The following is a 21,716-nucleotide window of genomic DNA, read 5'->3' as shown; positions in this document are numbered from 1 at the left end:
TTCACCATCAAGTTTAAGTGTGGATATGGCACAAACCAATGTCCTCACAGCTAGGTCACAGCGACGTTCACCATCGACTCGGTGGAAATGACTCCGGCCAAGTGCAAGGATGTGCGTATGGAACCTCTCGAAGATCTAGCCAAGCCAACGTTAACCAGGCAGCGGTCAACCAGGCCGCAGAGACTTGCCTACGGCAAGGGGCTACGCGAAAAAGTTTCCAGGGAGGACCTTGGAGGCTGGCAGGCCAGCCCGGATCGGGTTGACCCAGTACGCCAGGTCATCGAATCAGACTACGGGCGCGTCGGGATGTTAATTCCGCTGCGTCACGGCCGGATGGCAACCTCGCCATACGGATTCTTCCGAGGTGCAGCGAGCATCTTCGCCGATGACTGCGCCACCCTGCCGTACACCGGCATCAAGCCGATTGTCTGCGGCGACGCCCACATGGGGAATTTCGGTTTCTATCGTTCCCCAGAGGGTGAGCTAGTCATGGACGTCAACGACTTCGACGAAGCGCACCCTGGCCCTTGGGAATGGGATTTGCGTCGTCTGGTGGCCAGCCTATGGATCGCCGGTCGAGAGAACGGCGTCAGCGAGGATGACTGCCACGAGGCGGTCATGACCTGCGTCATCGAATATCGCGACGAGCTTCGCTGGCTCGCCACCCAGCCGCTGCTTCGCAGGTCTTTCAACCGCCTCGACGTCGACCGGCTAAAGGAGACCGTCAATGAGACCGCGTTGCATTCGGAAATAGAGCGCGCGGTGAAGAAGGCCCGCAAGCGCACCTCCGACCGATCCTTGCCGAAGATCACGAAAGAAGAATCTGACGGAAAGCGCAAGATCATCGACGATCCCCCGCTTTTCATCCACACCTCCCCCGCGCGTGCGGAACAGCTAGGGAAGGCGCTGGATAACTACCTAGAGACTCTGCAGCCCCAGTGGCAACGCCTGCTGGACGGCTACACACTCGTGGATGTCGCGCACAAGGTGGTGGGCGTCGGTTCTGTCGGGCTACGCAGCTACCTGGCACTGCTGCAGGGCTCGAGCCCAGAAGACGTTCTATTCCTACAGTTGAAGCAGGCAAGGCGTTCTGTACTAGCAAAGCACGTGCACGGCGACGTCCCGTTGCACTCTCACCAAGGCCAGCGGGTCGTGGAATATCAGCAGTGTCTGCAGACGGTCAGTGATCCGTTGCTCGGCTGGACCTCGACGCCCGCTCTCGGGGAATACGACCCGGACGATGAAGGACTCGACGAGGGATCTGGCCCCGTTCAGTTCTACGTCCGCCAGTGGCGAAACATGAAGGGCGCCATTCTGATCGACGACCTAGACCCGAAGGCACTCGCCGACTACGCGGGGGTGCTAGGGTTGCTGCTGGCCAAGTCCCACGCCAGGACCTCCGGCGCGTCAATGATCATCGGATACATCGGCAAGTCCGACAAGCTCGCGGAGGCGATGTCCAACTTCGCCCGGGCCTATGCAGACCAGAACGAGTCGGACCACGAAAAGTTCGTGAAAGCCATTAAGGACGGACGGATCGCGTCCATCGACGGCATCTAGCCTCAGAGTTCTTCTAGCGCCTTCTCCAAGCGGTCGACTTTGCCCTGCATTTCTCCCGTGCGGTCTCCGCGAATGTCGGCTTTAAGCACAAGGGCGACTCTCGGACCGAACTTGGCGACGGCGTCGCAGGCGTCCTTGACGACCTTCATGCACTCGTACCACTCGCCCTCAATTGTGGTGAACATGGACGTGGTCTCGTTGGGTAGCCCAGAATCGCGAACAACTTTGACCGCCGCCGCCACTGCGTCGTGCACGGAGCCGTCTTCGCCAGAAGTGGATGGGGTAATACAGAAAGCAACTAACATGCATCCAGCATACGGCGATTCCCCATGCGCTAGATAGCTAACTAACAGGTAGGTTAATCGGGTGAAACTTTCGCTAAGTCCCTCAGCGGGCACCTCATTCGAGCTGTGGCCAGAAGCGGTAAAAAACGCTGCCGGAATCGACCGACTGGGCGACCTTCGCGATTGGCACATCCGGGAGTTGCCCAAAATGAGGGTGCCGGAAACGGAAGGCGAATACGCAGATTTTTGCGCGCTGATGAGAGATTCCTTCAGGAAAAGGGAACGGCTTTGGCTGGCGCCTATGAACGACGCCCAAATCGAACAATGGCGAAAGAAATGGCCGCTTAGTGAGCTCGGCCCAAAGCAGCAAGTCAATGGCCGACTAGTAACCCCAGTGGGAATCGCCCCCAGAATTTTCCTCGATCACCTGCTCAAACAAGCAGGCACGGATGATCTTGACCTGCTGCATCGAGTGCTCGACGGGCAGGACGGGTTGTTAGTCTCGGCAAGGCACGAAAGAGAGCTAACTAACCAAGGAATCCGGCTTATCCGACGCTCGACATTAGTACGGATAGCGACAAACTTTAAGTTCTGGGCCTACGTGGTGGTGCTGGTTTATTCAGCCCTCAGGGTGCTACCGGTTTCCTTCGTCGAACAATTCGAGGGCTCCCTATGGGCGCTGTGGGCCATCGATCTGGGCACGGCAATCCCCTACACCTGGGGCATCTTAACGATGTTCACCGCGAAAAAATTCCTGATGCGTCTTGCAGGGATGGTGACGACTGTCGTCACCTTCACCGCGCCATACGTCTACTTCGCGTTGAACGGAAAGCATTATCCGCCGATCGTCATCGTCGTCATCGCGTTGCTCATCGCAAGCACCATCCTGCTCGAGGGAACGAAGGCCTGGATGGACAAGCGGGTCTCCAACAACCTTCGTCGGGTCAGTCCAGAAACGATGTGAAGCTCTTCAACGCGCCGACGAGGATGATCCAAAGACCGGCAACCAACCAGATAGCGACGAGCCACCAGGGGTGAACAGGCTGAAGAGCCACCATAAAGGCCGTAGCCGCGACCCAAATGCACGCGCATGTGGCCGTGACCGACCGCAACTTGCGAACCCTAAACGGGTGCACCCACTGCCAAGGAATGACCGCCAGCACGCTAAAGACCACAATCACGACCCAGTTGAGGGCGACCTGCGTCTGGAAAATCCACATGACGACGGCGATCACGTTCCAGGCCGCCGGGAAACCGACGAAATACCAGTCGCTCGATTTCATCTTTGTGTTTGCGTAGCAGAACATCGAGGACATCAGGATCATCGCAAGGGCGACATAGACCAGGGGCTTAGTGCCGAGCGGCACCTGGGCAGCGATGAAAAGCGCGGGAATGAGGGTCCAAGTCATGTAGTCTACGATGTTGTCCACCATCGCACCGGAAAACCAGGGATAGACCTCGGTGACCCGGATCTTTCGAGACATCGGGCCGTCAATCGAGTCGACGACCAGAGAGATGCCCAACCAGAGCCACATCAGCTTCAGATGGCCAGCATTTAACGCGCCGATGGCAAGGACAGCCCAGATTAGGCCGCTCATGGTGAAGAAATGCACTCCCCACGCACCGAGCCTTCTGCTCAGCGACCAGGCGGGCTGTTGAATCTCTGTTTGCATATCGCGTCCTCTCAATTTCGCAAAGAAAAATGTACAACAAGACCCATGCTAAATCTCGTAACGAGCGCCAAATAACAACGATTATTGCCAAAGGTCCCAAAAAAAATGCCGCCGCCCGGAAGGGACGACGGCATATTTTTGAAGTCTTAACGCTTCGAGTATTGCGGAGCCTTACGGGCCTTCTTCAGACCAGCCTTCTTGCGCTCCTTCTTACGTGCGTCGCGGGTCAGCAGACCGGCCTTCTTCAGGGCCGGACGGTTGGCGTCGCGGTCGATCTGGTTCAGCGCACGGGCGATGCCCAGGCGGAGTGCGCCAGCCTGACCGGTGATGCCGCCACCGTTAATGCGAACGACGACGTCGTATGCGTCCTCGACACCGAGAGCAACCAGCGGCTCCTTGACGGTCTGCTGGTGCAGCTTGTCGGGGAAAACGTCCTCGAGGGTACGCCCGTTAATGGTGAAGTTACCGGTGCCGGGGATCAGGCGAACGCGAGCAACAGCCTGCTTGCGCCTGCCGGTGCCGTGACCTGGAGCGATCACAGCGGAACGGTCGGCGCCAGCGACAGCTGTCTGCGGGGCCGAATCCGAGCGGTAAGCAATGTTACGGTCATTTTCGTCAACGAAACCTTCGGTTCCGGTGGCCTCTACTGAGAGGTCTTCAGTCTGCGTTTCGGTCACAGTACGTCCTTACCTTCGCGCCTACTGCGCGACCTGCTTAATCTCGTACGGCTGAGGCTTCTGTGCGGCGTGCGGGTGCTCCGCGCCTGCGTAAACCTTCAGCTTGCCCATCTGGCGACGGCTCAGCTTGTTCTTCGGCATCATGCCCCAAACAGCGCGCTCAACCAGTTTGCGCGGGTCCTTGGCACGCAATTCGCCAGCGGTAGCAACCTTCATGCCACCAGGAGCACCGGTAACTGAGTAACGCAAATCTTCTTCAGCTTTCTTGCCAGAAAGCGACACCTTGCCAGCGTTGATAACGACGACAAAGTCGCCGCCGTCCATGTGCGGCGCAAAAGTCGGCTTGTGCTTGCCGCGGAGCAAATTGGCAACAGTGGTCGCCAACCGGCCGAGGACAACGTCCTCAGCGTCAATGACGAGCCAGTTCCTGGTCAAGTCACCAGGCTTTGGGCTGTATGTAGGCACGGTCGCGAGCCCTCTTCCACTAGATAATAAGTTCAATTTCACATCGGCACGCGGCTAGCGTGCAACAGCGCTCTAGCATAACGCGACAACCATTTTGGGTCAAAATTATTAACCGCAACTGGTGGCGTGTAGCTAAAACTAATGCGTCGAGCGACTATATCAGCCGCTACGAAGCCTTGTTAAATTACTTGTTTTCAAATGTGCCAACAACGCTGCCGCGAGCCAACGTGTGCATCCTCGCCATGAAAGATGCGGTAGTGGCGGTGGTGCTCTCGTTGATATCTAGCGGAGCGTCGAGGGCATAGACCGTGAAAAAGTAGCGGTGCGGGCCGTGGCCGGCTGGCGGGGCTGCGCCCATGTACTCCCGCTGCCCGTTGTCGTTCCTCAGCGTGATGGCGCCTGCCGGCGGGTTCTTCGCCGCGTCCCGGTCTAAGCTGTTCACATATGCAGGAATGTTGACCAGCGACCAGTGCCAGTAACCGGACGGAGTTGGCGCGTCGGGGTCGTAGCAGTGGACGTAGAAAACCTTCGTGCCCTTAGGCACGTCGCTCCAGGAAAGCTGCGGAGAGATGTTCTTGCCGCCCTCGCTGGCGGTGGTATCTACGGGTAACGGCGCACCGTCCTCGAAGTCCTTGCTTGTGACGTTCAGCTTCGCTGGTGCGGGAATACCTTCATATGGATCTCTCATGTCAGCTAGCCAAGCACATCGGAACAAAATATTCAGACAAGCGCTAAAACTTTAAGAAAGGCGCTCAAGAACCGCCTGGTTCACTGCTGGCGTCACGAACTGGCTGATATCTCCCCCATTGTGAGCGACCTCGCGCAGGATTGAGCTGGAGACCGTGCCGAATTCGCGTCCTGCCGGCAGCAGCACCGTTTCGATCCCACCCAGCGCGCGGTTCATCTGCGCCATCTGAAGTTCGTAGTCGAAATCCGAGCCAAAGCGCACACCCTTGACGATGACGGAGGCCCCATTTTCGCGGCAAAAATCGATCAACAAACCCCCGATGCTCGCTGCGCGAACATTCTTGATTCCGCTGACAGCGTCGCAAACCAATTCAAAACGCTTGTTCGGCTCAAACATGTAGTTCTTAGTGGTGTTGCGCCCGACCGCGACGATGACCTCGTTAAACACGTCAGCGGCACGATTAATGATGTCCAGGTGGCCTAGCGTGATCGGGTCGAAAGACCCCGGAACCACAGCAATCACTGACTTTTCCATAGCTTCCTAACTAAACCTGGCGTAGTACAGCGCAGTTTCGCCGTAGCGCTTATCCCACACCTCGTCGTATTCACTAGGCCAGGTGGGGGGCTCGTCGCGAACGGACCTTTCAATGACCACCAGCGCGTCTTGCGTCAACCAGCCTCTAGTCAGTTTAGCCACCAACTCGTTGATTCGTGCCGTGGTGACATCATAGGGCGGATCCAGCCAGACCAGGTCGAAGGATTTCGGTTGACCGGCCAGATAAGACTCGACGGAGCAGGTGACGAGGGCAGCTTTTAGACGGGCCAAGCGCATGTTCTCCGCGATGACGGCCGATGCCGGCCTGGCTTTCTCTACGAGAGTCGCGTCCGCTCCCCTGCTGACCGCCTCCAGACCGATGGCCCCGCTGCCCGCATACAGGTCGAGCATGGCCACGCCTGCCATCTGCTGAGAAGTTTCGACGCCCGCACAGTCGAACCAGGTGGCCAACGAGTTAAAAAATGCCTCGCGAGTTATATCGGTGGTCGGACGGGTATTAGCCCCGGCGGGAGCCTTGAGTCTGACACCCTTCGCAGCACCGGCAATAATTCTGCTCACATAAGTAGGCTATCTGGCTAACAAACCAGGCAAAAATGAGAGATGATTAAACCATGACTGAATCTCCCGTATCGATAATCCCCGAAGCATCCTGCTGGGGTTACCTTGCATCCCAGTCTCTGGGTCGTCTCGCCGTCATCGATCAGGACGGCACGCCCGAGATTTTCCCGATCAACTACGCCGTCGACGGCGAATCAATCGTTTTCCGCAGCGCTGCGGGCAGCAAGCTCGACGCGCTGGCCACTAACAGCCACGTCTGCTTCGAGGCCGACGGCTGGACGGAGGAGACCGGTTGGAGTGTCATTGTTGACGGCCGCGGCGAGGTCGTGACCGATGAGGTCGAGTTGAAGCTGCTCGACAAGCTGCCTCTGCTGCCTTGGGTTCCGACGGTTAAGCCGAACTACGTTCGAGTCACCCCTGCCAAAGAGATCTCCGGACGCACCTTCACATTCGGCGAAGAACCCGCCGAATAAAAACCATCAATTGCCGGTTGGCAACGGCGCCAACCGGCAATTTTTTTGAGCCCAAAATCAGGCGTCCTGGCTTTCGATCGAAAGCGCCATATCGTGACGCAGATCAGCGAAATCTTCCAGCTCCTCAATCTTTTCGGCTACCTCGCGGCTGCGCTCGATCAGATCGGAATCAGTCACGACACGAAGAAGCCGCAGCGCGGATCTGCCGCCGGATTGTTCCGGCCCCATGATGTTGCCCTCACGACGAACCTCAAGATCGTATTCGGCTAGCTGGAAGCCGTCCCTGGTGGCACTAACCCAGTTGAGTCTCTCCAAGGATGGGCTGTCCGGAGCCGAATTCGTCAACAGCAGGCAAAGCCCCGCGTAACCGCCACGCCCGATGCGACCACGAAGCTGATGAAGCTGGGCGACGCCGAACCTGTCCGCATCGATGATGATCATCGCGGAGGCATTAGGCACGTCGACGCCGACCTCGATGACCGTGGTTGAAATCAACACATCCAGGTTCCCGGCAGCGAAATCGGCCATCACCGTGGCCTTCTTCTCCGCAGGCATTCGCCCGTGCAGTTTGGCCAACCGCAAACCGGCAAGCGGGCCGGCGGATAATTCGTCGAAGACGTCTTCGACGGCCGCGCTGAGCGAAGCCTCGGAATCGGTTGGCAATTCGTCATCAGTCGAGGAGATTCTCGGGCAGACGACGAATGCCTGACGGCCCTTCTCGATTTCCTCGCGCACCCGCTGCCAAACCCTCGGCACCCATCCCGGATTCTGCGCCCTGTTCACAACGGTTGTCTGAATTTCTTGACGTCCAGCAGGCAACTGCCGAAGAGTCGAGACCTCCAGATCGCCGAAGATCGTCATGGCGATAGACCTCGGAATTGGGGTTGCAGTTAGCACCAACGTGTGCGGCCAAAGACCCACCTTGCGCTGCAGGGCTTCACGCTGAGCAACCCCGAAGCGATGTTGCTCATCGATGACCACCAGGCCGAGGTCTTGGAATTCGGTTGCTGCGGAAATCAGCGCATGGGTGCCGACGACTATCCGGGCCTGTCCGGACGCAATGCGCGACCTCACGGTCTTCGCCTGCGAACCTGCCATCGAACCGGTAAGTAACTCCACATCAAGGCCGAGCGAGCCTAAAAGCTTCGACATCGACTCCGCATGTTGGGTGGCGAGCACCTCCGTTGGGGCCATCAGAACGGCCTGTTTGCCAGCGTCAAGCGCGGCGAGCATGGCACGCAGCGCAACGACCGTCTTGCCCGAACCCACCTCGCCTTGCAGCAGCCGCTGCATGGGAGCTGGCTTGGCCATGTCCACGAATATCTCTTCACCAACCTTCTGCTGCCCCCCGGTCAGCTCAAAGGGCAATTGAGAATCGAACTTGGCCAGTAACCCGTCGTCTTTCAACTGAATTGGCGCAGCCTCGTTGGCGCGAGTGGCGGCACGTCTATCCGCCATGGCGACCTGCAGCGCGAGGGCCTCGTCGAACTTCAGCCGATACCTTGCGTCGTCGTTTTCGTCCAGATTCTCCGGACGATGGATCTGATTGATTGCCTCGTTAATTTCCATCAACCCGAGCTCTTTTCTGAGCCCGGCCGGCAGCGGATCCTCCAAATCCACAAGAAGTTCGAGCAAAGCCTCGACAGCGTCCGCGATCAGCCAAGTGCTGGCCGATTTGGTGGCCGGGTAGATGCCGACAAAGCTGGAACGCTGGACCCTATTAACCAACCGAATTTTGTCTTGTTTGCCCTTGCCAATCGGCTTACCCGCCGAATCCAGCATGATGAACTGCGGGTTGGTCATCTGCGGACGGTTCTGCCAGATGCCGACTTTGCCGACGAAAATCCCCGTCTTTCCACCGACCAGTTCTTTATGCCAATAGTCCAGCATGTATTCGCGACCGAAAAACGTCACAGACATTTCGCCGGAACCGCCCAGCAGTGTGCCACTCATGCGCCCCTTTCTAGCGGAGGACCTTGCCCTCGTGCCGGTTTGGGAAGCAATCTCGTCCTGGAAATACGAACGCTGACCGTCGACATACTTCTGCATATTCGAGGCCCTGGCCACCAACGCAACCTCTTCACCTGGAATCACCTTCGAAAGATCGGTAACCTGCGTGCCCGATAAATAGCGCCTAGGAAAATGGCGCAGCAAATCACCGACCGTCTCCAGCCCCAGGCTAGCCAACGGCTTGGCAGTCTTGCCGCCTAGCACCTCGCTAAGCGGCTCCGCGAAGCGCCTAAACGTCGACAGTCGATAATCTGATTGCACGTCTTAAACTTTAGCCAGCCCCACCGACAATTTTTAACGTCTCCTGCACAGCAAAAGGCCCACCCCAAAAGGGATGGGCCTTCAAATGCTTAAAATTAGCGCGTGACGCGACCGGCCTTGATGCAGCCAGTGCAGGCGTTCAGACGCTTGTGGGTGCCGTTGACAACCGCACGTACACGCTGGATGTTCGGGTTCCAGCGCCGCGGCGTCTTCTTCTTCGACCAAGGCACATTGTGGCCAAAGCTCGGGCCCTTACCGCAGATTTCACACCTGGCAGCCATGGGAACACTCCTTGCAGCGATTGATAGTTAGAGGCGCCCCTAAAGACGCAACCTGGCTAGCATATCCAGCATCGCGCGCTCACGCAAAACTCGCGCAACACTAAATTGCGATAACCACCGGCACAATCATAGGGCGACGCCTGTAAGTACGCGAAACCCACTTGCCAATGATTCTCCTGGCGATCTGCTGCAGTCGGAACGTGTCGTCTTGGCCCTTGTCGAGGGCGTCCTGGATGCCTTCACGAATCTGCTCGGTGACCTCGTCGAAGACGTGCGAGTCCTCGATGAAGCCTCGAGCCGAGACGTCTGGCCCCGCGACTATCGAACTCGTGCGCAAATCGACGGCAGCCACCACCGAGATGAAGCCCTCCTCGCCCAGGATCAGACGATCTGTGAGGCTCGACTCGCTGATGTCGCCCACCGTGGAGCCATCCACGAAGATATAGGACGCGTCGATCTCTCCCCTGGAAACGATCTTCCCGTCGATCAGATCTACGACGTCACCGTCGGCGGCAACAATCACGTTGTCCTCCGGCACGCCGGTGGCGATGGCGAGCTGAGCGTTAGCGTGCAGGTGGCGCGGCTCACCGTGAATCGGGATGGCGTTCTTCGGCTGCACCATGTTGTAGGCGTAAAGCAGCTCGCCAGCGCAGGCGTGTCCAGAAACGTGCACGAACGCGTTGCCCTTGTGCACGACGTTCGCGCCAAGCTTGGTGAGCCCATTGATAACTCTCGACACGGCGTTCTCGTTGCCAGGAATCAGCGAGCTGGCCAGCAGCACAGTATCGCCTGGACCGACCTCCAGAACCGGGTGCTCGCGGTTAGCAATTCGGCTCAGCGCGGACAACGGCTCGCCCTGCGAACCGGTGCAGATAACGACTACTTCTTCGTCGCGATATTTATCGATGTCTTTTAGCTCGATCAGCGTCCCGCCCGGCACCTTCAGATAGCCGAGCTCGGCCGCGATGCCCATGTTCTTGACCATCGAACGGCCAACGTAAGCAACCTTGCGACCGTGCTCAACGGCCAAATCCATCACCTGCTGGACGCGGTGAACGTGCGAGGCGAAACAGGCAACGATCAGCTTTTGACGGCTTTCGGCGAAGACCTTCTCCAGCGCCGGCATCAGGTCGCGCTCGCTGCGGGTGAAGCCGGGCACCTCTGCGTTGGTCGAGTCGGCCATGAACACGTCGACGCCGTTTGAGCCTAGTCGGCCAAAGCCGCGAAGGTCCGTGATGCGCCCGTCGAGCGGGAGCTGATCCATCTTGAAGTCGCCGGTCACAAGAACCGTGCCTGCGGCAGTGGAGATATGCACCGCGAGCGCGTCCGGAATCGAGTGGTTGACGGCCAAAAATTCCAGGTCGTAACCGTCGACATGCACGGTGTCGCCCTCACGGATGGTGTGCGGGCGGGCCCCTTTGATCCGGTGTTCACGCAGTTTGGAATCGACCAGAGCCAGCGTCAGCTTGGAGCCATAAAGGGGGATGTCAGGACGCCTGCGCAGCAAGTACGGCACGCCACCGATGTGATCCTCGTGGCCGTGAGTGAGGACGATCGCAACGATGTCCTCCATGCGTTCATTCAGATAGTCGATTCCCGGCAAGATCAAATCAACGCCTGGCTGCCGATCTTCGGGGAAGAGGACACCACAATCGACGATCAAAATTTTGCCGTTGATTTCGAAACAAGTGCAGTTGCGACCGACATCACCGAGGCCGCCCAACGGAATAATCCGAAGTTGATTATCTTCAAGCTTGGGAGGAAGTTTTAGAGCATTCATCAACACTCATTCTACGAACATTCAGAAAAGACGCATCTTAAATCGACACTTAGCTAGCTAGCCCACCTAGACTGGCGGGGTGAGAGACAATGAATCAGCTTTCCGCGTCCGTCTCGCGCTGCCCTCAGAGGCCGCGGCGATCGCCGATCTCCAACTCGCGCAAATGCGCTCCGATTCCCGGCTAGCTGCGGCATCTGCAAATTTGAACCTAGAAGAGATGCAGGAGGCCTGGCGAAAGGCGATCTCCACTCCCCCGCTTGCCACCTACAGGGTGCTGGTGGCTCTCGCAGGCGAAGTCGTAGCAGGTTTCGCGGCCATCGGCCCCGCCGACGATCCTGATTCCGAGGACTCCGACGCTGTTGTCACAGAATTTCGAGTCATCGAGGAAGACGGCCACGCAGACCGGCTGCTGCACGCCGTCGTCGACACCCTACGAATTGACGGCTTCGAACGTGCAACCTGGTGGATTCCGAGCACAGACGACGAGTTGCGCACCTGGCTGACGGAAACCGGCTGGGCACCCGATGGCGCACACGAAGAGGTTGGAGATCAAAAAGGCAACCACCTGCGTCTGATCAGGATGCACACCGCTCTCGACTAGCCAGGTCGCAACCAAAACTGCAACATTCATGTGGCGTTAGCCGGTATTAGGCGACTATCGTTACCCCTAGCAACCAGCAATGGAGGGTTTATGTTCAAAAATGCCGACGAACTACAGGCATATCTGAAGGAAGAGAACATCGAAAACGTCGATGTCCGTTTCTGTGATCTACCCGGAGTAATGCAGCACTTCACGGTGCCCGCCAGCGAGATCGACCAGAAAGTTTTCGAGCAGGGATTAGCCTTCGACGGTTCGTCGGTGGAGGGCTTCGCGACCATCGACAAGTCCGACATGACCCTGCTGCCCGACACGGATTCCGCCTACATCGATCCGTTCCGCAAGGTTAAGACGCTGGTCATGAACTTCTTCGTGCAGGATCCGCTGACCGCCGAACCGTTCAGCCGCGACCCACGAAACGTTGCCCGCAAGGCCCAGAACTACCTGAAGACCACCGGCATCGCAGACACCGCGTACCTTGCCCCTGAAGCCGAGTTCTACGTTTTCGACGACGTGCGCTACGAAAACAACGGGCACACCTCCTTCTACTCGGTCGATTCCGAGTCCGCAGGCTGGAACTCGGCACGCGTCGAGGAGCGCGGCAACCTGGGTTACAAGGTTCGCCAGAAGGGCGGCTACTTCCCCGTTGCACCCGCCGACCACTACGGTGACTTGCGCGACTACATGGTTCAACTCTGCCAGGCCGCGGGCCTGAAGATCGAGCGTTCACACCACGAGGTTGGCGCCGCCGGCCAGGCCGAGATCAACTGGCGCTTCGACGAGCTGCTGAAGAGCGCGGACAACATGATGCTTTTCAAGTATCTCTCCAAGAACGCCGGCAAGGAACTTGGCAAGACCGTAACCTTCATGCCCAAGCCTGTTTTCGGCGACAACGGTTCCGGCATGCACGTGCACAGCTCGCTGTGGGCCGACGGCAAGCCGCTGTTCTTCGACGAGACCAGCTACGGTCAGCTTTCCGACATTGCTCGCTGGTACATCGGCGGCCTGCTGAAACACGGCCCTGCGCTGTTGGCCTTCACCAACCCGAGCATCAACAGTTATCGCCGCCTGGTTCCGGGCTTCGAGGCACCGGTCAACCTGGTTTACTCGGCCTCCAACCGTTCGGCCTGCATCCGCATCCCGCTGACCGGCCCCGACCCGAGGGCAAAACGAGTCGAGTTCCGCTGCCCCGACCCGTCGGCGAACCCGTATTTGGCGTTCGCAGCGATTTTGCTCGCCGGCATCGACGGCATCCAGAACCGCATCGAGCCTGACGATCCGATCGACAAAGACCTCTACGAGCTGCCTCCGGAGGAGCACGAACAGGTCGCTCAGGTTCCCGCGTCGCTGGGCGAGGCGCTCGACGCACTCGACAAGGACCGCGATTTCCTGCTTGCCGGTGACGTCTTCACCGAAGACCTCATCGACATCTGGATCAAGATGAAGCGCAGGGAGATCTCTGACATGCAGCAGCGTCCGCACCCCTACGAGTTCGAGCTGTACTACCAGATCTAAATAATCTCGATCAGCTTTTATGCCTCCTGGCCCTCTGCCGGGGGGCATAAATTTTTATTGTCCGAATTGACGAGTGAATCGAGCGGTTTACAACCCGAACCGGCGGGCGATCGCGTCAGGAATCAGCTTGAACACTGTCATCACAGCGCCGAATATCCTTGGCACTCGAATCATACGCTTGTTCTTTTTCAGCGCGTCGACGACACGATCTGCGACGTGCTCGGGCGAGGAGGTGAGCGGCACCTGCTTGCGCCCAGAGACCATTCGGGTCGAGACGGCTCCAGGGCGCACGACTAGAACCTGAATGTCGTCACCAAGTGCGTCCCCGAGCTTTCGGTAGTACGCGTCCATGCCGGCCTTGGTTGCGCCGTACACGAAGTTGGAACGACGAACACGCTCCCCTGCTACCGAGCTGATCGCGACGATCTTTCCCCTGCTACCAGCAATTTTTTCTTGGGCCTTCATCGCCTCTGCGAGCAGCGCGCCAACGCTCAGCGCCGCGGTGAAATTCACCTGTGCGAGTTGGACCGTCTCCGAGTGGTCTCGCCAGGTTTCTTCGTCGCCCAGCACACCGAACGCGACGACGGCGAGATCGACTCGAGTCTTGAAAGCTTCCCAGATCACCTTGGGGTGCGAGGCAATATCGGTGGCATCGAAATCGATCGTCTCGACTTCGATCGAGCTCGCCTTGAGTTGCGCCACCGCCTGTTCGATGTGGCTAGATCCTGGGCGCGCAGCCAAGATCGCCGTGCTTGGCGAGCCCTTCGCCGCCCGTTTAGCTATCGCGACCCCGATCTGACTTGCTCCGCCGAGCACCAAAATCTTCACTTTCTACCCCAGAACTCTCGCTCGACGACCTTATCTGCGAGCCTAGCCGTGCGTTCCCACTTCCCGATGAGCGTGGACGACTCGCCTCGCCCGTAGCCCAGGAGCATGCCCATGGCTGCGATATCTCGGTAGTCGCCGGGAAGGAGATCCGAAGCCCTGCCCCGTACTAGCATCGCGCTATTTCGAAGTTCGGAAGCCAACGTCCAGGCCTCGGCGAGATGGTGTGCATCATCAGGATCTACCAGTCCGGCGTCTGTCGCGGCTTGCAGCGCAGGCAGCGTACCCGTCGCCCTGAGCTCTTCCACCTCGGCGGCCTTTTGCATCTGGATGAGTTGAACCGTCCACTCGACGTCGCTCAACCCACCTGGCCCAAGCTTCAAGTTTCGCTGGGCGTTTCGACCCGCACGCTCGGTCTCCATTCTTGCCTTCAGCTTGCGGATCGCCGTCACTTGCTTGTCGCTCAGCCCACCTTCCGGCCACCTGAGTGGGTTGATGAACTGCAGCAGTTCGTCGACCAAGGCCTCGTCGCCCGCGCCGTATCTGGCCCGGACCAACGCCTGCGCCTCCCAAGTGTCGCTCCACTTGTCGTAGTAGGCCTGATAGCTGCCCACAGTGCGCACCATCGCGCCTTTTCTACCCTCGGGACGAAGCCCAAGGTCGATCTCCAGCGACGGGTCGGGGCCGGGCGCATTAAGTATCTTGCGCGCGGTCGCGATTACCCTGCCGGCGGCAGAAATCTGTTCGCTGTCGGCATCGTTGCCGACCACCACCATGGCATCAACGTCTGAAGCGTAGCTCAGCTCCCCACCGCCCCAGCGTCCCATGGCGACAATGCCTATCGGTACGTCGACGTCCTCGACCCGCCTAGCAATGTCAAGGGCGGCCTCGATCGTGGCGTCAGCGAGATCGGACAACCCGCGACCGAGAGCCTCAAGGTCGATAATGCCCAAGACGTCACCGACCGCAAGCCTGAACAGCTCCCTCCTGCGCAGCGCACGAACGGCTGCGGCAGAATCCTCCGGCTTGCGATGCCGATTCGCCGCCATCAGCATCGACGAGACGAGATCCTCTCGCGCCCTCGGCACCAAGAGAGAATCGTCCGACAAGAATTGAACCATCGAGGCGTCCCTGCGCAGCAAATCACTGGCGTACCGGCTTGCCGAGAGAATCTTAGCGAGTCGTTCCGCCATGGAACCTTCGTCGCGCAGCGCTCGCAGATACCAGCTCGTCTTGCCCATGTCCTCGCTCAGTCTGCGGAACGACAAAATGCCAAGATCCGGGTTCGGGCCCTCGCTGAACCACTGCAGCATGGCTGGCAGCAGCTGCCGCTGGATCTCTGCGGCCCTGGTGAAGCCCTCCGTCAGCGCTTCGATATGGCCGAGCGCAGCCTTGGCGTCCGAGAAGCCGAGCGCCCACAGCCTGTCTTGCGCGGCCTTCGCCGAAAGCCGCAGAGAATCCGTGCTGAGCTTGCTCACCGCATCCAAAAGCGGCGAATAGAAAACCCTCTGCTGCAGGCGAAGGACGGTCCTAGTTGAAGACTTCCAATCCTCGAACAGCGCCTTGCCAGATTCAGAACCCACCTGCCTGGCCAACCGCCCCAGCGATTCCTCGTCGATGGGCATCAGGTGAGTTCTGCGAAGCCTGAATAGCTGCTCACGATGCTCTAAAACCCTGGCGAATTTGTAGGCGCGCTCGAGCATGGCACCGTCAACCCTGCCGATGTAGCCGTGTTCGACGAGCGCCCTTAACGCAGGCAGCGTGCCCCTCTGGCGAAGCCTTTCATCGGCCCGGCCGTGGACTAGCTGCAAAAGCTGGACGGTGAATTCGACATCTCGCAGCCCACCTGAACCGAGTTTAATTTCCCGCGAGCGATGGCGCTCGGGAATGTTATCTACCACTCGTTTGCGCATGGCCTGCATTTGGGTAATGAAGTTTTCTTGGCCGCCGGCCTGCCAAACCTTTTCGTAGACGATGTCGCAGAATTTCTGGGCCAGATCCATGTCGCCGGCTTGGGGACGAGCCTTCAGCATGGCCTGGAATTCCCAATTTTCCGCCCATTTTTCGTAGTAGGCCTGGCACGACTCCAGGGTGCGAACCAGCGGCCCCGACTTGCCCTCGGGACGAAGCGCAGCGTCCAACTGCCAGATCGATCCGGTGCTAGTGAACTCAGAGCAGACCCTCGACGCCGCCCCCGCCCATTTGCTGGCGATCTGCATCGCCTCGCTCACGGAGGCATCGCCGGCAGGTTCAGCGACGAAGATAACGTCTACGTCAGAAAGGTAATTGAGTTCCTGACCGCCGCACTTACCCATGGCGACGACACCCAGCCTGACCTTCTCCCAGTCGGGCACAAATTCCTTCGCCACCTCCAGGGCGCCCTCGACGACCGCGTCGGCAAGATCTGCCAGCTCTGCTGCCACGTCCTCGAGGATCTCCAGGGGCTCCTTCTCGATGAGGTCGCGCGCCGCGATGCGTAGCAGCTCCCACTTGTTGGCCAGCCTCAGCCTGTCGATTGGGGCGTGACTGCCATCGTCGGTGGCTACAGTTTTTGCGAGTCTCTCGGCGATCTTTTTGGACCTGACCGGTTCGACGAAAAATGCGTCTAGCTGGTCGGGGTGCGCGCGAAGATGAAGATTCAGCGCCTCACTTCCGCCCAACACGGCGATCAGCCGGGATCGTGCACCATCGTCCTGCCAGACCTCACGGAGCTTTTCTGGGGCAGTTTGGGCAAGGGCCGCGACACCCGCCAGAGCCAAATCGGGCACCGCGCCAAGCGCGATTTCGCCCGGGTCGAAGCTAACTTGCGGAAGCACGTCGACGACTTCGTCGAAAAAAAGTTTTATCGCAGCCGACACGTTTACGAAGCCGAGCCTGGCGAATTCGCCCGCGGCAGTATTCAACCGATCCATTAGCTTTCCCTTTAGTGCCTTGGTTTTTCAATTGTAGTTAGCGCGCAATGGCTAGTCAGACGAGATAGCATTAACGAATCGAAGCAGTTGAAATAATTCTCTAGACGTTAACCGAATTGTTACGAAACTGCGACATTACATTTTTATTTTTAGAGGGTGGCATTATTGGCAACGCGAGCAAAAGCAGCCTTGGAGCGGGTTGCCGATACCTTCTGCCTGCAACTCGCAGAAGTCGCCAATAGCGGCCGCTGCGAAGCCAAAGAAGCCGCCACTCTCCTATACATGGCAAACACCTGCCTGTTGTCGCTAAACAATCCGACCTCCGGCTATCCCGGAACGCTTAGCGATCACCTTTACCAAAGGGAGCTGCAATCCGATGCCACTCAGGAGAGCATCGAAGAATTGGCAGCAACCACCACACCGGTATTACTCCGTCAGCTCGCCCCGCTGAGCGGCGACCTACTCTCTACGGTAAACGATAGTTCGCTGCCGAACACCGTTAATACTCAGTACGGCATCGCTAGGCTGATGGACTATCTGCGCGCCAACATCATCGAACTTTGCGTGCTCATTTACGGCGCGGGCGAAACCCCGACCAGGCAGCTGCTTGGGGAGGCCATCCGGGCGCTACTGTCCGTGCTTGCAGAGCGCTACCCAGGACAATCCATTGAGGTTAGGGTCCCGCCATACTCGGCTGTCCAGGTCGGCGCGTTTGGCGACGGCCCAACCCACCGGCGCGGCACACCGCCCAACGTCGTAGAGACGGACGCGAAAACCTTCCTGGCGCTTGCCACCGGGCTGGACGATTGGGACCGTGTCTTCTCTTCCGGCAGGCTTTCCGTCTCCGGAGCGCACGCCGACGAGACGGAACGGATGCTGCCTATCTACCAGGTTCGCCCCTAGACCCTGCCCAGCATCGTGGCCAACTCGTGGCGGGTAACCTGCGAGCGATAGGCGTCGAACTCAGCCTTCTTGTTTCGCAGGAAGTAGTCGAAGACGTGCTCGCCGAGGGTGTCTGCAACCAGTTCGCTCTTTTCCATCAGGTCGATCGCCGACCCCAAACTGCGGGGCAGATTTTCGATGCCCATCGCCTGACGTTCGCGCTCGCTGAACGACCAGACGTCGTCCTCAGATTCATCAGGCAGCGGTAGCTCGCGCTCGATGCCGTCGAGGCCAGCGTTGAGCAACAGGGCGAACGCTAGATACGGGTTCGTCGCTGAGTCCAGGCAGCGATATTCGATTCGCGCCGAGCTAGCCTTCTGCGGCTTGAACAGCGGTACGCGCACCAAAGCGGAACGGTTGCTGCGTCCCCACGAGACGTAATTGGGCGCCTCCCCGCCCCAGTTCAACCGCTTGTACGAGTTCACCCACTGGTTGGTAACAGCGGTGATCTCGCGAGCGTGCGCCAGCAGTCCGGCGACGAAGTGCTTGCCGATCTTGCTTAGGCGAACCTCATCGGCCGCGTCGTAGAAGGCGTTGGTATCACCCTCGAAGAGGCTCATGTGGGTGTGCATTCCGGAGCCAGGCTGATCCGTGAATGGCTTCGGCATGAACGACGCGTGGATGCCCTGCTGGGCCGCAACCTCCTTCAGCACGACGCGGAACGTCATGATGTTGTCGCTCATGGTTAGGGCGTCTGCGTAGCGCAGGTCGATCTCGTGCTGGCCGGGCGCGCCCTCGTGGTGGCTGAACTCCACCGAGATGCCGAGCTGCTCAAGCATCTCGATGGCTACGCTGCGGAATTCAGTGCCCTCGTCCATGATCGTGTGGTCGAAGTAGCCGCCTGCATCAAGCGGGGTTGGCACCTCGCCGGGGATGACTGGTTCGCGGAAAAGGAAGAACTCGATCTCCGGGTGCAGGTAGAAGGTAAAGCCCATGTCCGCTGCCCGGTTCATGGCCCGCTTGAGCACGTTTCGGGGGTCGGAAAGCGCAGGCGAGCCGTCCGGCATCAAAATGTCGCAAAACATTCTCGCCGTCGGGGCGTTCTTGCGCCAGGGCAGTATCTGGAAGCTCGCTGTATCTGGGTGAGCGATCATGTCCGCCTCGAAAATTCGGGCGAAGCCCTCGATCGCAGAACCATCGAAACCGATGCCTTCGGCGAGCGCGCTCTCCAACTCTGCGGGCGAGATAGCCACGGATTTCAAGAATCCGAGCACGTCCGTGAACCACAGGCGGATGAATTGAACATCGTGCTCGGCGACCGAGCGCAGCACATATTCGGTTTGACGATCCATGATCTCTAGTTTGCCATTCGCGCTGAGCATCGACCATAGAATTGCAATATGCGAAATCAGCAGGTTCCCGCAGGCTGGTACCCCGACCCGGATGGGCGTGGCGAGCGTTATTGGGATGGAACGTCGTGGACTTCGATGTCCCGCAACTCAATCCGCCCGAACTGGAACTTGGTGATCGTCCTTATCGCTGTGCTTTGCGCGATCGGACTAGTGATCTGGCTTATCGGTTCCGGACCAACTAGGTCCAAGCCCTCCTCCCCCGTCGTGGAAGACACGAACAGCTCCAAGCCAACTATCTCCGGTTGGGACGAAAAATCTCCTCCCACCGAAGAATCTCCTTCGCCCGACCAAAGCATGATCGCCTGCCCCTATACGGCTGTCTCTCGAGACATCGACTACCCAAACGATTCCAGGCTGCACGGCGGAAACCTGAGCATCGAAAAGATCCCCGGCTGGGACAGCCACATGTTCCATTTGCCTTGGATTTCAGACCTGCAAAGCCAATACGACGCGGTTTCTAACGGGTGGATGTCGAACATGGCCGTTGGCGCAGTGAACACCGTCGACGGTTTCACGGATATGGCCACCACGGCTAGGCAGTCTGCAGAATGCATGTCCATCTCGGGTTACTATTACGGCGTCACCGGGGTCGAGACCATTAAGGACGAGGCCTACAACGTAGGTGCCTTCAACGGCTGGATTTACCAGATGAACGTTCGGATCAGCGAACCCAGGGAGCTGCCTGGGATCCCCGGTGACACGGTCACCGTCATTGTCATCGACACTGGCGATCCCGAGAGCATGGGCATCTTCATAAGCTGCATCACCATCGGCGACGGGCCCCGGGCGAAGCTGGTGGCCGATGCGCTGACCACATTGCGAGTGGATCGCTAGTAGTCTTGTGCTTGTGAGTTCTCCAGTAAAGCCTTATGCAGTTAGTCCGCTCCGTCACGTTCCTGGTTCGGTGCAAAAGCCGGACTATGTCGGAGTGATGGCCAGGGAAACCTACGACGGCCCTGACGTGATGGATGAAGAAACCATCGAGAAGATGAAGATTGCTGGCCGCATCGCTGCGGACGCAATCTTGGTTGCAGCAGCCGAAATCCAGCCCGGCGTGACCACCGATCATCTTGATAAGGTCGCCCACGAGTTCATGTGCGACAACGGCGCCTACCCGTCTTCTCTGCAGTATCAGGGTTTCCCCAAGAGCATCTGTTCGTCGGTTAACGAAGTGATCTGCCACGGCATCCCCGATGCTCGCCCGCTCGAGGACGGCGACCTGGTTAAGCTCGACGTCACCGCCTTTATCCATGGTGTGCACGGCGACAACTGCGCAACCTTCTTCTGTGGCGACGTCGACGAGGGGTCTCGCCTGCTGACCGAGCGCACCCAGAACGCGATGAACCGAGGCATCAAGGCGGTCGCTCCGGGCAGGCGCTTCAACGTTATCGGCAAAGTCATTCAGGCGTACGCTGACCGCTTTGGCTACGACTCTGTGCGCGAATACACCGGCCACGGTGTGCACACCGCATTCCACTCTGGCCTGATTGTGCTGCACTACGATGAACCGACATCCCTGCCGATCATCAAGCCAGGCATGACGTTCACCATTGAGCCGATGCTCACCCTAGGCAGCGCACGCACCGAGCAGTGGGATGACGGTTGGACCGTCGTCACCCAGGACAAGTCGCGTTGCGCTCAGTTCGAGCAGACGATGGTTGCCCGCGAAAATGGCGTCGAGATCTTGACCTTGCCGAGCACGGGTGAGCCAATCACCGGCGGCCGCGTCACCCAGAAGGAAAAGGACGCGATCGGGATTTAATTATTGAGTCGTTTTTGGCTCGTCTAAGAACCAAAAACGACTCAATAGCTACTACTTCATTTCCTCTACTTTTAATGTGCTGGCCACACGCTTAGTGCGGATCTTAATTTCTTTAATGACACCAATCGCGGTGCATTCGTCAGGCGCGTCTTTACGCGTTCCCTGCACGAATTTCACCTTCAGCAGGCCTTCACTCTCCGCACTGCCGGTGGCCACGTAATAGCAACGTTCGTCGCCAGTGGTCACCTTAAACGTGATTGTGTGGTCATCGGTAACGCTGTAGCTATCCCAGGGAATATTTTGTCTGGACTTAAAATCGCTGTACTCCGATTCCGAAGAACAGGCGCTGAGGGAACCAACTAAACACACCGCAACTACCAGGTTAATTAAGCTGCTGAAGCTAATACCTTTACGAGACCGCATGGGACGAATATTAACAAGCGCCAACTAGAAACAACCGTCCCGCACCACAGATACCTAATCAGCAGCCGAAATCTGAACTTTGCAGGTGGATATGAGGCAAGTTATTTCTCCTAGTCGAGCAT

Annotated in this window: 22 protein-coding genes; 8 read left to right on the top strand and 14 right to left on the bottom strand. The window is 58.5% G+C overall.

What is annotated here, in order from left to right:
• Nucleotides 1-117: 117 nt before the first annotated feature.
• Nucleotides 118-1,560: a DUF2252 domain-containing protein gene (locus tag G556_RS0104690; RefSeq protein ID WP_028821949.1), complete on the top strand. Its 1,443-nt coding sequence runs from the start codon at nt 118-120 to the stop codon at nt 1,558-1,560.
• Nucleotides 1,561-1,562: 2 nt separating this feature from the next.
• Here the strand turns inward: G556_RS0104690 and G556_RS0104685 are convergent, their stop codons facing one another.
• Complete coding sequence (locus G556_RS0104685) at nt 1,563-1,865, bottom strand: thiamine-binding protein (protein WP_028821948.1); 303 nt, start codon at nt 1,863-1,865, stop codon at nt 1,563-1,565.
• A 61-nt stretch (nt 1,866-1,926) separates the two neighbouring features.
• On the opposite strand from G556_RS0104685, the gene G556_RS11055 reads away from it, so the two are divergent.
• Nucleotides 1,927-2,808 (top strand): hypothetical protein, encoded by an 882-nt coding sequence (locus G556_RS11055; RefSeq protein WP_051176680.1) that lies wholly within the window; start codon nt 1,927-1,929, stop codon nt 2,806-2,808.
• On the opposite strand, the gene G556_RS0104675 is transcribed toward G556_RS11055, so the two are convergent.
• From G556_RS0104675 to rsmD, 6 genes are all read right to left on the bottom strand, one after another.
• Nucleotides 2,789-3,517, bottom strand: a complete 729-nt coding sequence (locus G556_RS0104675) for a CDP-alcohol phosphatidyltransferase family protein (RefSeq protein ID WP_028821947.1) — start codon at nt 3,515-3,517, stop codon at nt 2,789-2,791. The genes G556_RS11055 and G556_RS0104675 overlap by 20 nt on opposite strands.
• Before the next feature lie 146 nt (nt 3,518-3,663).
• Complete coding sequence (rpsI, locus tag G556_RS0104670; protein WP_016455528.1) at nt 3,664-4,194, bottom strand: 30S ribosomal protein S9; 531 nt, start codon at nt 4,192-4,194, stop codon at nt 3,664-3,666.
• Between the two features lie 21 nt (nt 4,195-4,215).
• Nucleotides 4,216-4,659 (bottom strand): 50S ribosomal protein L13, encoded by a 444-nt coding sequence (rplM, locus tag G556_RS0104665; protein WP_016455527.1) that lies wholly within the window; start codon nt 4,657-4,659, stop codon nt 4,216-4,218.
• A gap of 184 nt (nt 4,660-4,843) precedes the next feature.
• Nucleotides 4,844-5,347 (bottom strand): YbhB/YbcL family Raf kinase inhibitor-like protein, encoded by a 504-nt coding sequence (locus G556_RS0104660; RefSeq protein WP_028821946.1) that lies wholly within the window; start codon nt 5,345-5,347, stop codon nt 4,844-4,846.
• A gap of 51 nt (nt 5,348-5,398) precedes the next feature.
• Nucleotides 5,399-5,869: a pantetheine-phosphate adenylyltransferase gene (gene coaD / locus G556_RS0104655; RefSeq protein WP_028821945.1), complete on the bottom strand. Its 471-nt coding sequence runs from the start codon at nt 5,867-5,869 to the stop codon at nt 5,399-5,401.
• An 18-nt stretch (nt 5,870-5,887) separates the two neighbouring features.
• On the bottom strand, nt 5,888-6,460 hold the full coding sequence (rsmD, locus tag G556_RS0104650; protein ID WP_028821944.1) for a 16S rRNA (guanine(966)-N(2))-methyltransferase RsmD: 573 nt from the start codon (nt 6,458-6,460) through the stop codon (nt 5,888-5,890).
• A gap of 53 nt (nt 6,461-6,513) precedes the next feature.
• Here rsmD and G556_RS0104645 point away from each other — a divergent pair, with 53 nt between their 5' ends.
• Nucleotides 6,514-6,933 carry a pyridoxamine 5'-phosphate oxidase family protein gene (locus tag G556_RS0104645; protein ID WP_028821943.1) on the top strand — a complete coding sequence of 140 codons (420 nt, stop codon included), beginning with the start codon at nt 6,514-6,516 and terminating at the stop codon, nt 6,931-6,933.
• Between the two features lie 57 nt (nt 6,934-6,990).
• On the opposite strand, the gene G556_RS10260 is transcribed toward G556_RS0104645, so the two are convergent.
• The 3 genes from G556_RS10260 to G556_RS0104630 form a co-directional block, all read right to left on the bottom strand.
• Nucleotides 6,991-9,204, bottom strand: coding sequence for an ATP-dependent DNA helicase RecG (locus G556_RS10260; RefSeq protein ID WP_233418186.1), 2,214 nt, complete (start codon nt 9,202-9,204; stop codon nt 6,991-6,993).
• A gap of 95 nt (nt 9,205-9,299) precedes the next feature.
• The gene (rpmB, locus tag G556_RS0104635; protein ID WP_016455519.1) at nt 9,300-9,485 is read right to left on the bottom strand and encodes a 50S ribosomal protein L28; all 186 of its coding nucleotides are present in this window, start codon (nt 9,483-9,485) and stop codon (nt 9,300-9,302) included.
• A gap of 100 nt (nt 9,486-9,585) precedes the next feature.
• The gene (locus G556_RS0104630; RefSeq protein ID WP_028821942.1) at nt 9,586-11,265 is read right to left on the bottom strand and encodes a ribonuclease J; all 1,680 of its coding nucleotides are present in this window, start codon (nt 11,263-11,265) and stop codon (nt 9,586-9,588) included.
• 79 nt (nt 11,266-11,344) lie between these two features.
• Between G556_RS0104630 and G556_RS0104625 the strand changes: the two genes are divergently transcribed.
• Entirely contained in the window at nt 11,345-11,866 is a 522-nt protein-coding gene (locus tag G556_RS0104625; protein ID WP_028821941.1) for a GNAT family N-acetyltransferase, read from the top strand.
• Nucleotides 11,867-11,956: 90 nt separating this feature from the next.
• Nucleotides 11,957-13,378: a type I glutamate--ammonia ligase gene (gene glnA, locus G556_RS0104620; protein ID WP_028821940.1), complete on the top strand. Its 1,422-nt coding sequence runs from the start codon at nt 11,957-11,959 to the stop codon at nt 13,376-13,378.
• An 87-nt stretch (nt 13,379-13,465) separates the two neighbouring features.
• Here the strand turns inward: glnA and G556_RS0104615 are convergent, their stop codons facing one another.
• A complete protein-coding gene (locus G556_RS0104615) occupies nt 13,466-14,206 on the bottom strand; it encodes a decaprenylphospho-beta-D-erythro-pentofuranosid-2-ulose 2-reductase (RefSeq protein ID WP_028821939.1) in 741 nt (246 codons plus the stop codon).
• Nucleotides 14,203-17,115, bottom strand: coding sequence for a bifunctional [glutamine synthetase] adenylyltransferase/[glutamine synthetase]-adenylyl-L-tyrosine phosphorylase (locus G556_RS0104610; RefSeq protein ID WP_028821938.1), 2,913 nt, complete (start codon nt 17,113-17,115; stop codon nt 14,203-14,205). Before G556_RS0104610 ends, G556_RS0104615 begins: the two co-directional genes overlap by 4 nt.
• A 165-nt stretch (nt 17,116-17,280) precedes the next feature.
• Here G556_RS0104610 and G556_RS11695 point away from each other — a divergent pair, with 165 nt between their 5' ends.
• The gene (locus tag G556_RS11695; RefSeq protein WP_233418185.1) at nt 17,281-18,018 is read left to right on the top strand and encodes a sterol carrier family protein; all 738 of its coding nucleotides are present in this window, start codon (nt 17,281-17,283) and stop codon (nt 18,016-18,018) included.
• Here G556_RS11695 and G556_RS0104600 read toward each other — a convergent pair.
• Nucleotides 18,015-19,349, bottom strand: coding sequence for a glutamine synthetase family protein (locus tag G556_RS0104600; RefSeq protein ID WP_028821936.1), 1,335 nt, complete (start codon nt 19,347-19,349; stop codon nt 18,015-18,017). The two genes, G556_RS11695 and G556_RS0104600, sit on opposite strands and share 4 nt — an antisense overlap.
• Nucleotides 19,350-19,397: 48 nt before the next feature.
• Between G556_RS0104600 and G556_RS0104595 the strand changes: the two genes are divergently transcribed.
• Entirely contained in the window at nt 19,398-20,243 is an 846-nt protein-coding gene (locus G556_RS0104595) for a DUF2510 domain-containing protein (RefSeq protein WP_028821935.1), read from the top strand.
• A gap of 7 nt (nt 20,244-20,250) precedes the next feature.
• Nucleotides 20,251-21,171: a type I methionyl aminopeptidase gene (gene map, locus G556_RS0104590; RefSeq protein ID WP_028821934.1), complete on the top strand. Its 921-nt coding sequence runs from the start codon at nt 20,251-20,253 to the stop codon at nt 21,169-21,171.
• A 51-nt stretch (nt 21,172-21,222) separates the two neighbouring features.
• Here map and G556_RS10255 read toward each other — a convergent pair whose 3' ends face one another.
• Entirely contained in the window at nt 21,223-21,618 is a 396-nt protein-coding gene (locus tag G556_RS10255; RefSeq protein WP_162139754.1) for a hypothetical protein, read from the bottom strand.
• Nucleotides 21,619-21,716 lie beyond the last annotated feature (98 nt).

It is taken from the genome of Propionimicrobium lymphophilum DSM 4903 (assembly GCF_000423485.1).
GTDB classification, from domain to species: domain Bacteria; phylum Actinomycetota; class Actinomycetes; order Propionibacteriales; family Propionibacteriaceae; genus Propionimicrobium; species Propionimicrobium lymphophilum.
The sequence above is the reverse complement of the archived record's forward strand: the minus strand, read 5'-3'. Positions and strand labels throughout refer to the sequence as shown.

What these genes read in the sequence shown, in the direction of transcription:
- G556_RS0104645 (WP_028821943.1), top strand. Translation starts at nt 6,514, where the DNA reads ATGACTGAATCTCCCGTATCGATAATCCCCGAAGCATCCTGCTGGGGT.
- rpmB (WP_016455519.1), bottom strand. Translation starts at nt 9,485, where the DNA reads ATGGCTGCCAGGTGTGAAATCTGCGGTAAGGGCCCGAGCTTTGGCCAC.
- G556_RS0104610 (WP_028821938.1), bottom strand. Translation starts at nt 17,115, where the DNA reads ATGGATCGGTTGAATACTGCCGCGGGCGAATTCGCCAGGCTCGGCTTC.
- G556_RS0104690 (WP_028821949.1), top strand. Translation starts at nt 118, where the DNA reads ATGGAACCTCTCGAAGATCTAGCCAAGCCAACGTTAACCAGGCAGCGG.
- glnA (WP_028821940.1), top strand. Translation starts at nt 11,957, where the DNA reads ATGTTCAAAAATGCCGACGAACTACAGGCATATCTGAAGGAAGAGAAC.
- G556_RS0104660 (WP_028821946.1), bottom strand. Translation starts at nt 5,347, where the DNA reads ATGAGAGATCCATATGAAGGTATTCCCGCACCAGCGAAGCTGAACGTC.
- G556_RS0104595 (WP_028821935.1), top strand. Translation starts at nt 19,398, where the DNA reads ATGCGAAATCAGCAGGTTCCCGCAGGCTGGTACCCCGACCCGGATGGG.
- G556_RS0104685 (WP_028821948.1), bottom strand. Translation starts at nt 1,865, where the DNA reads ATGTTAGTTGCTTTCTGTATTACCCCATCCACTTCTGGCGAAGACGGC.
- G556_RS0104600 (WP_028821936.1), bottom strand. Translation starts at nt 19,349, where the DNA reads ATGGATCGTCAAACCGAATATGTGCTGCGCTCGGTCGCCGAGCACGAT.
- G556_RS0104675 (WP_028821947.1), bottom strand. Translation starts at nt 3,517, where the DNA reads ATGCAAACAGAGATTCAACAGCCCGCCTGGTCGCTGAGCAGAAGGCTC.
- G556_RS0104630 (WP_028821942.1), bottom strand. Translation starts at nt 11,265, where the DNA reads ATGAATGCTCTAAAACTTCCTCCCAAGCTTGAAGATAATCAACTTCGG.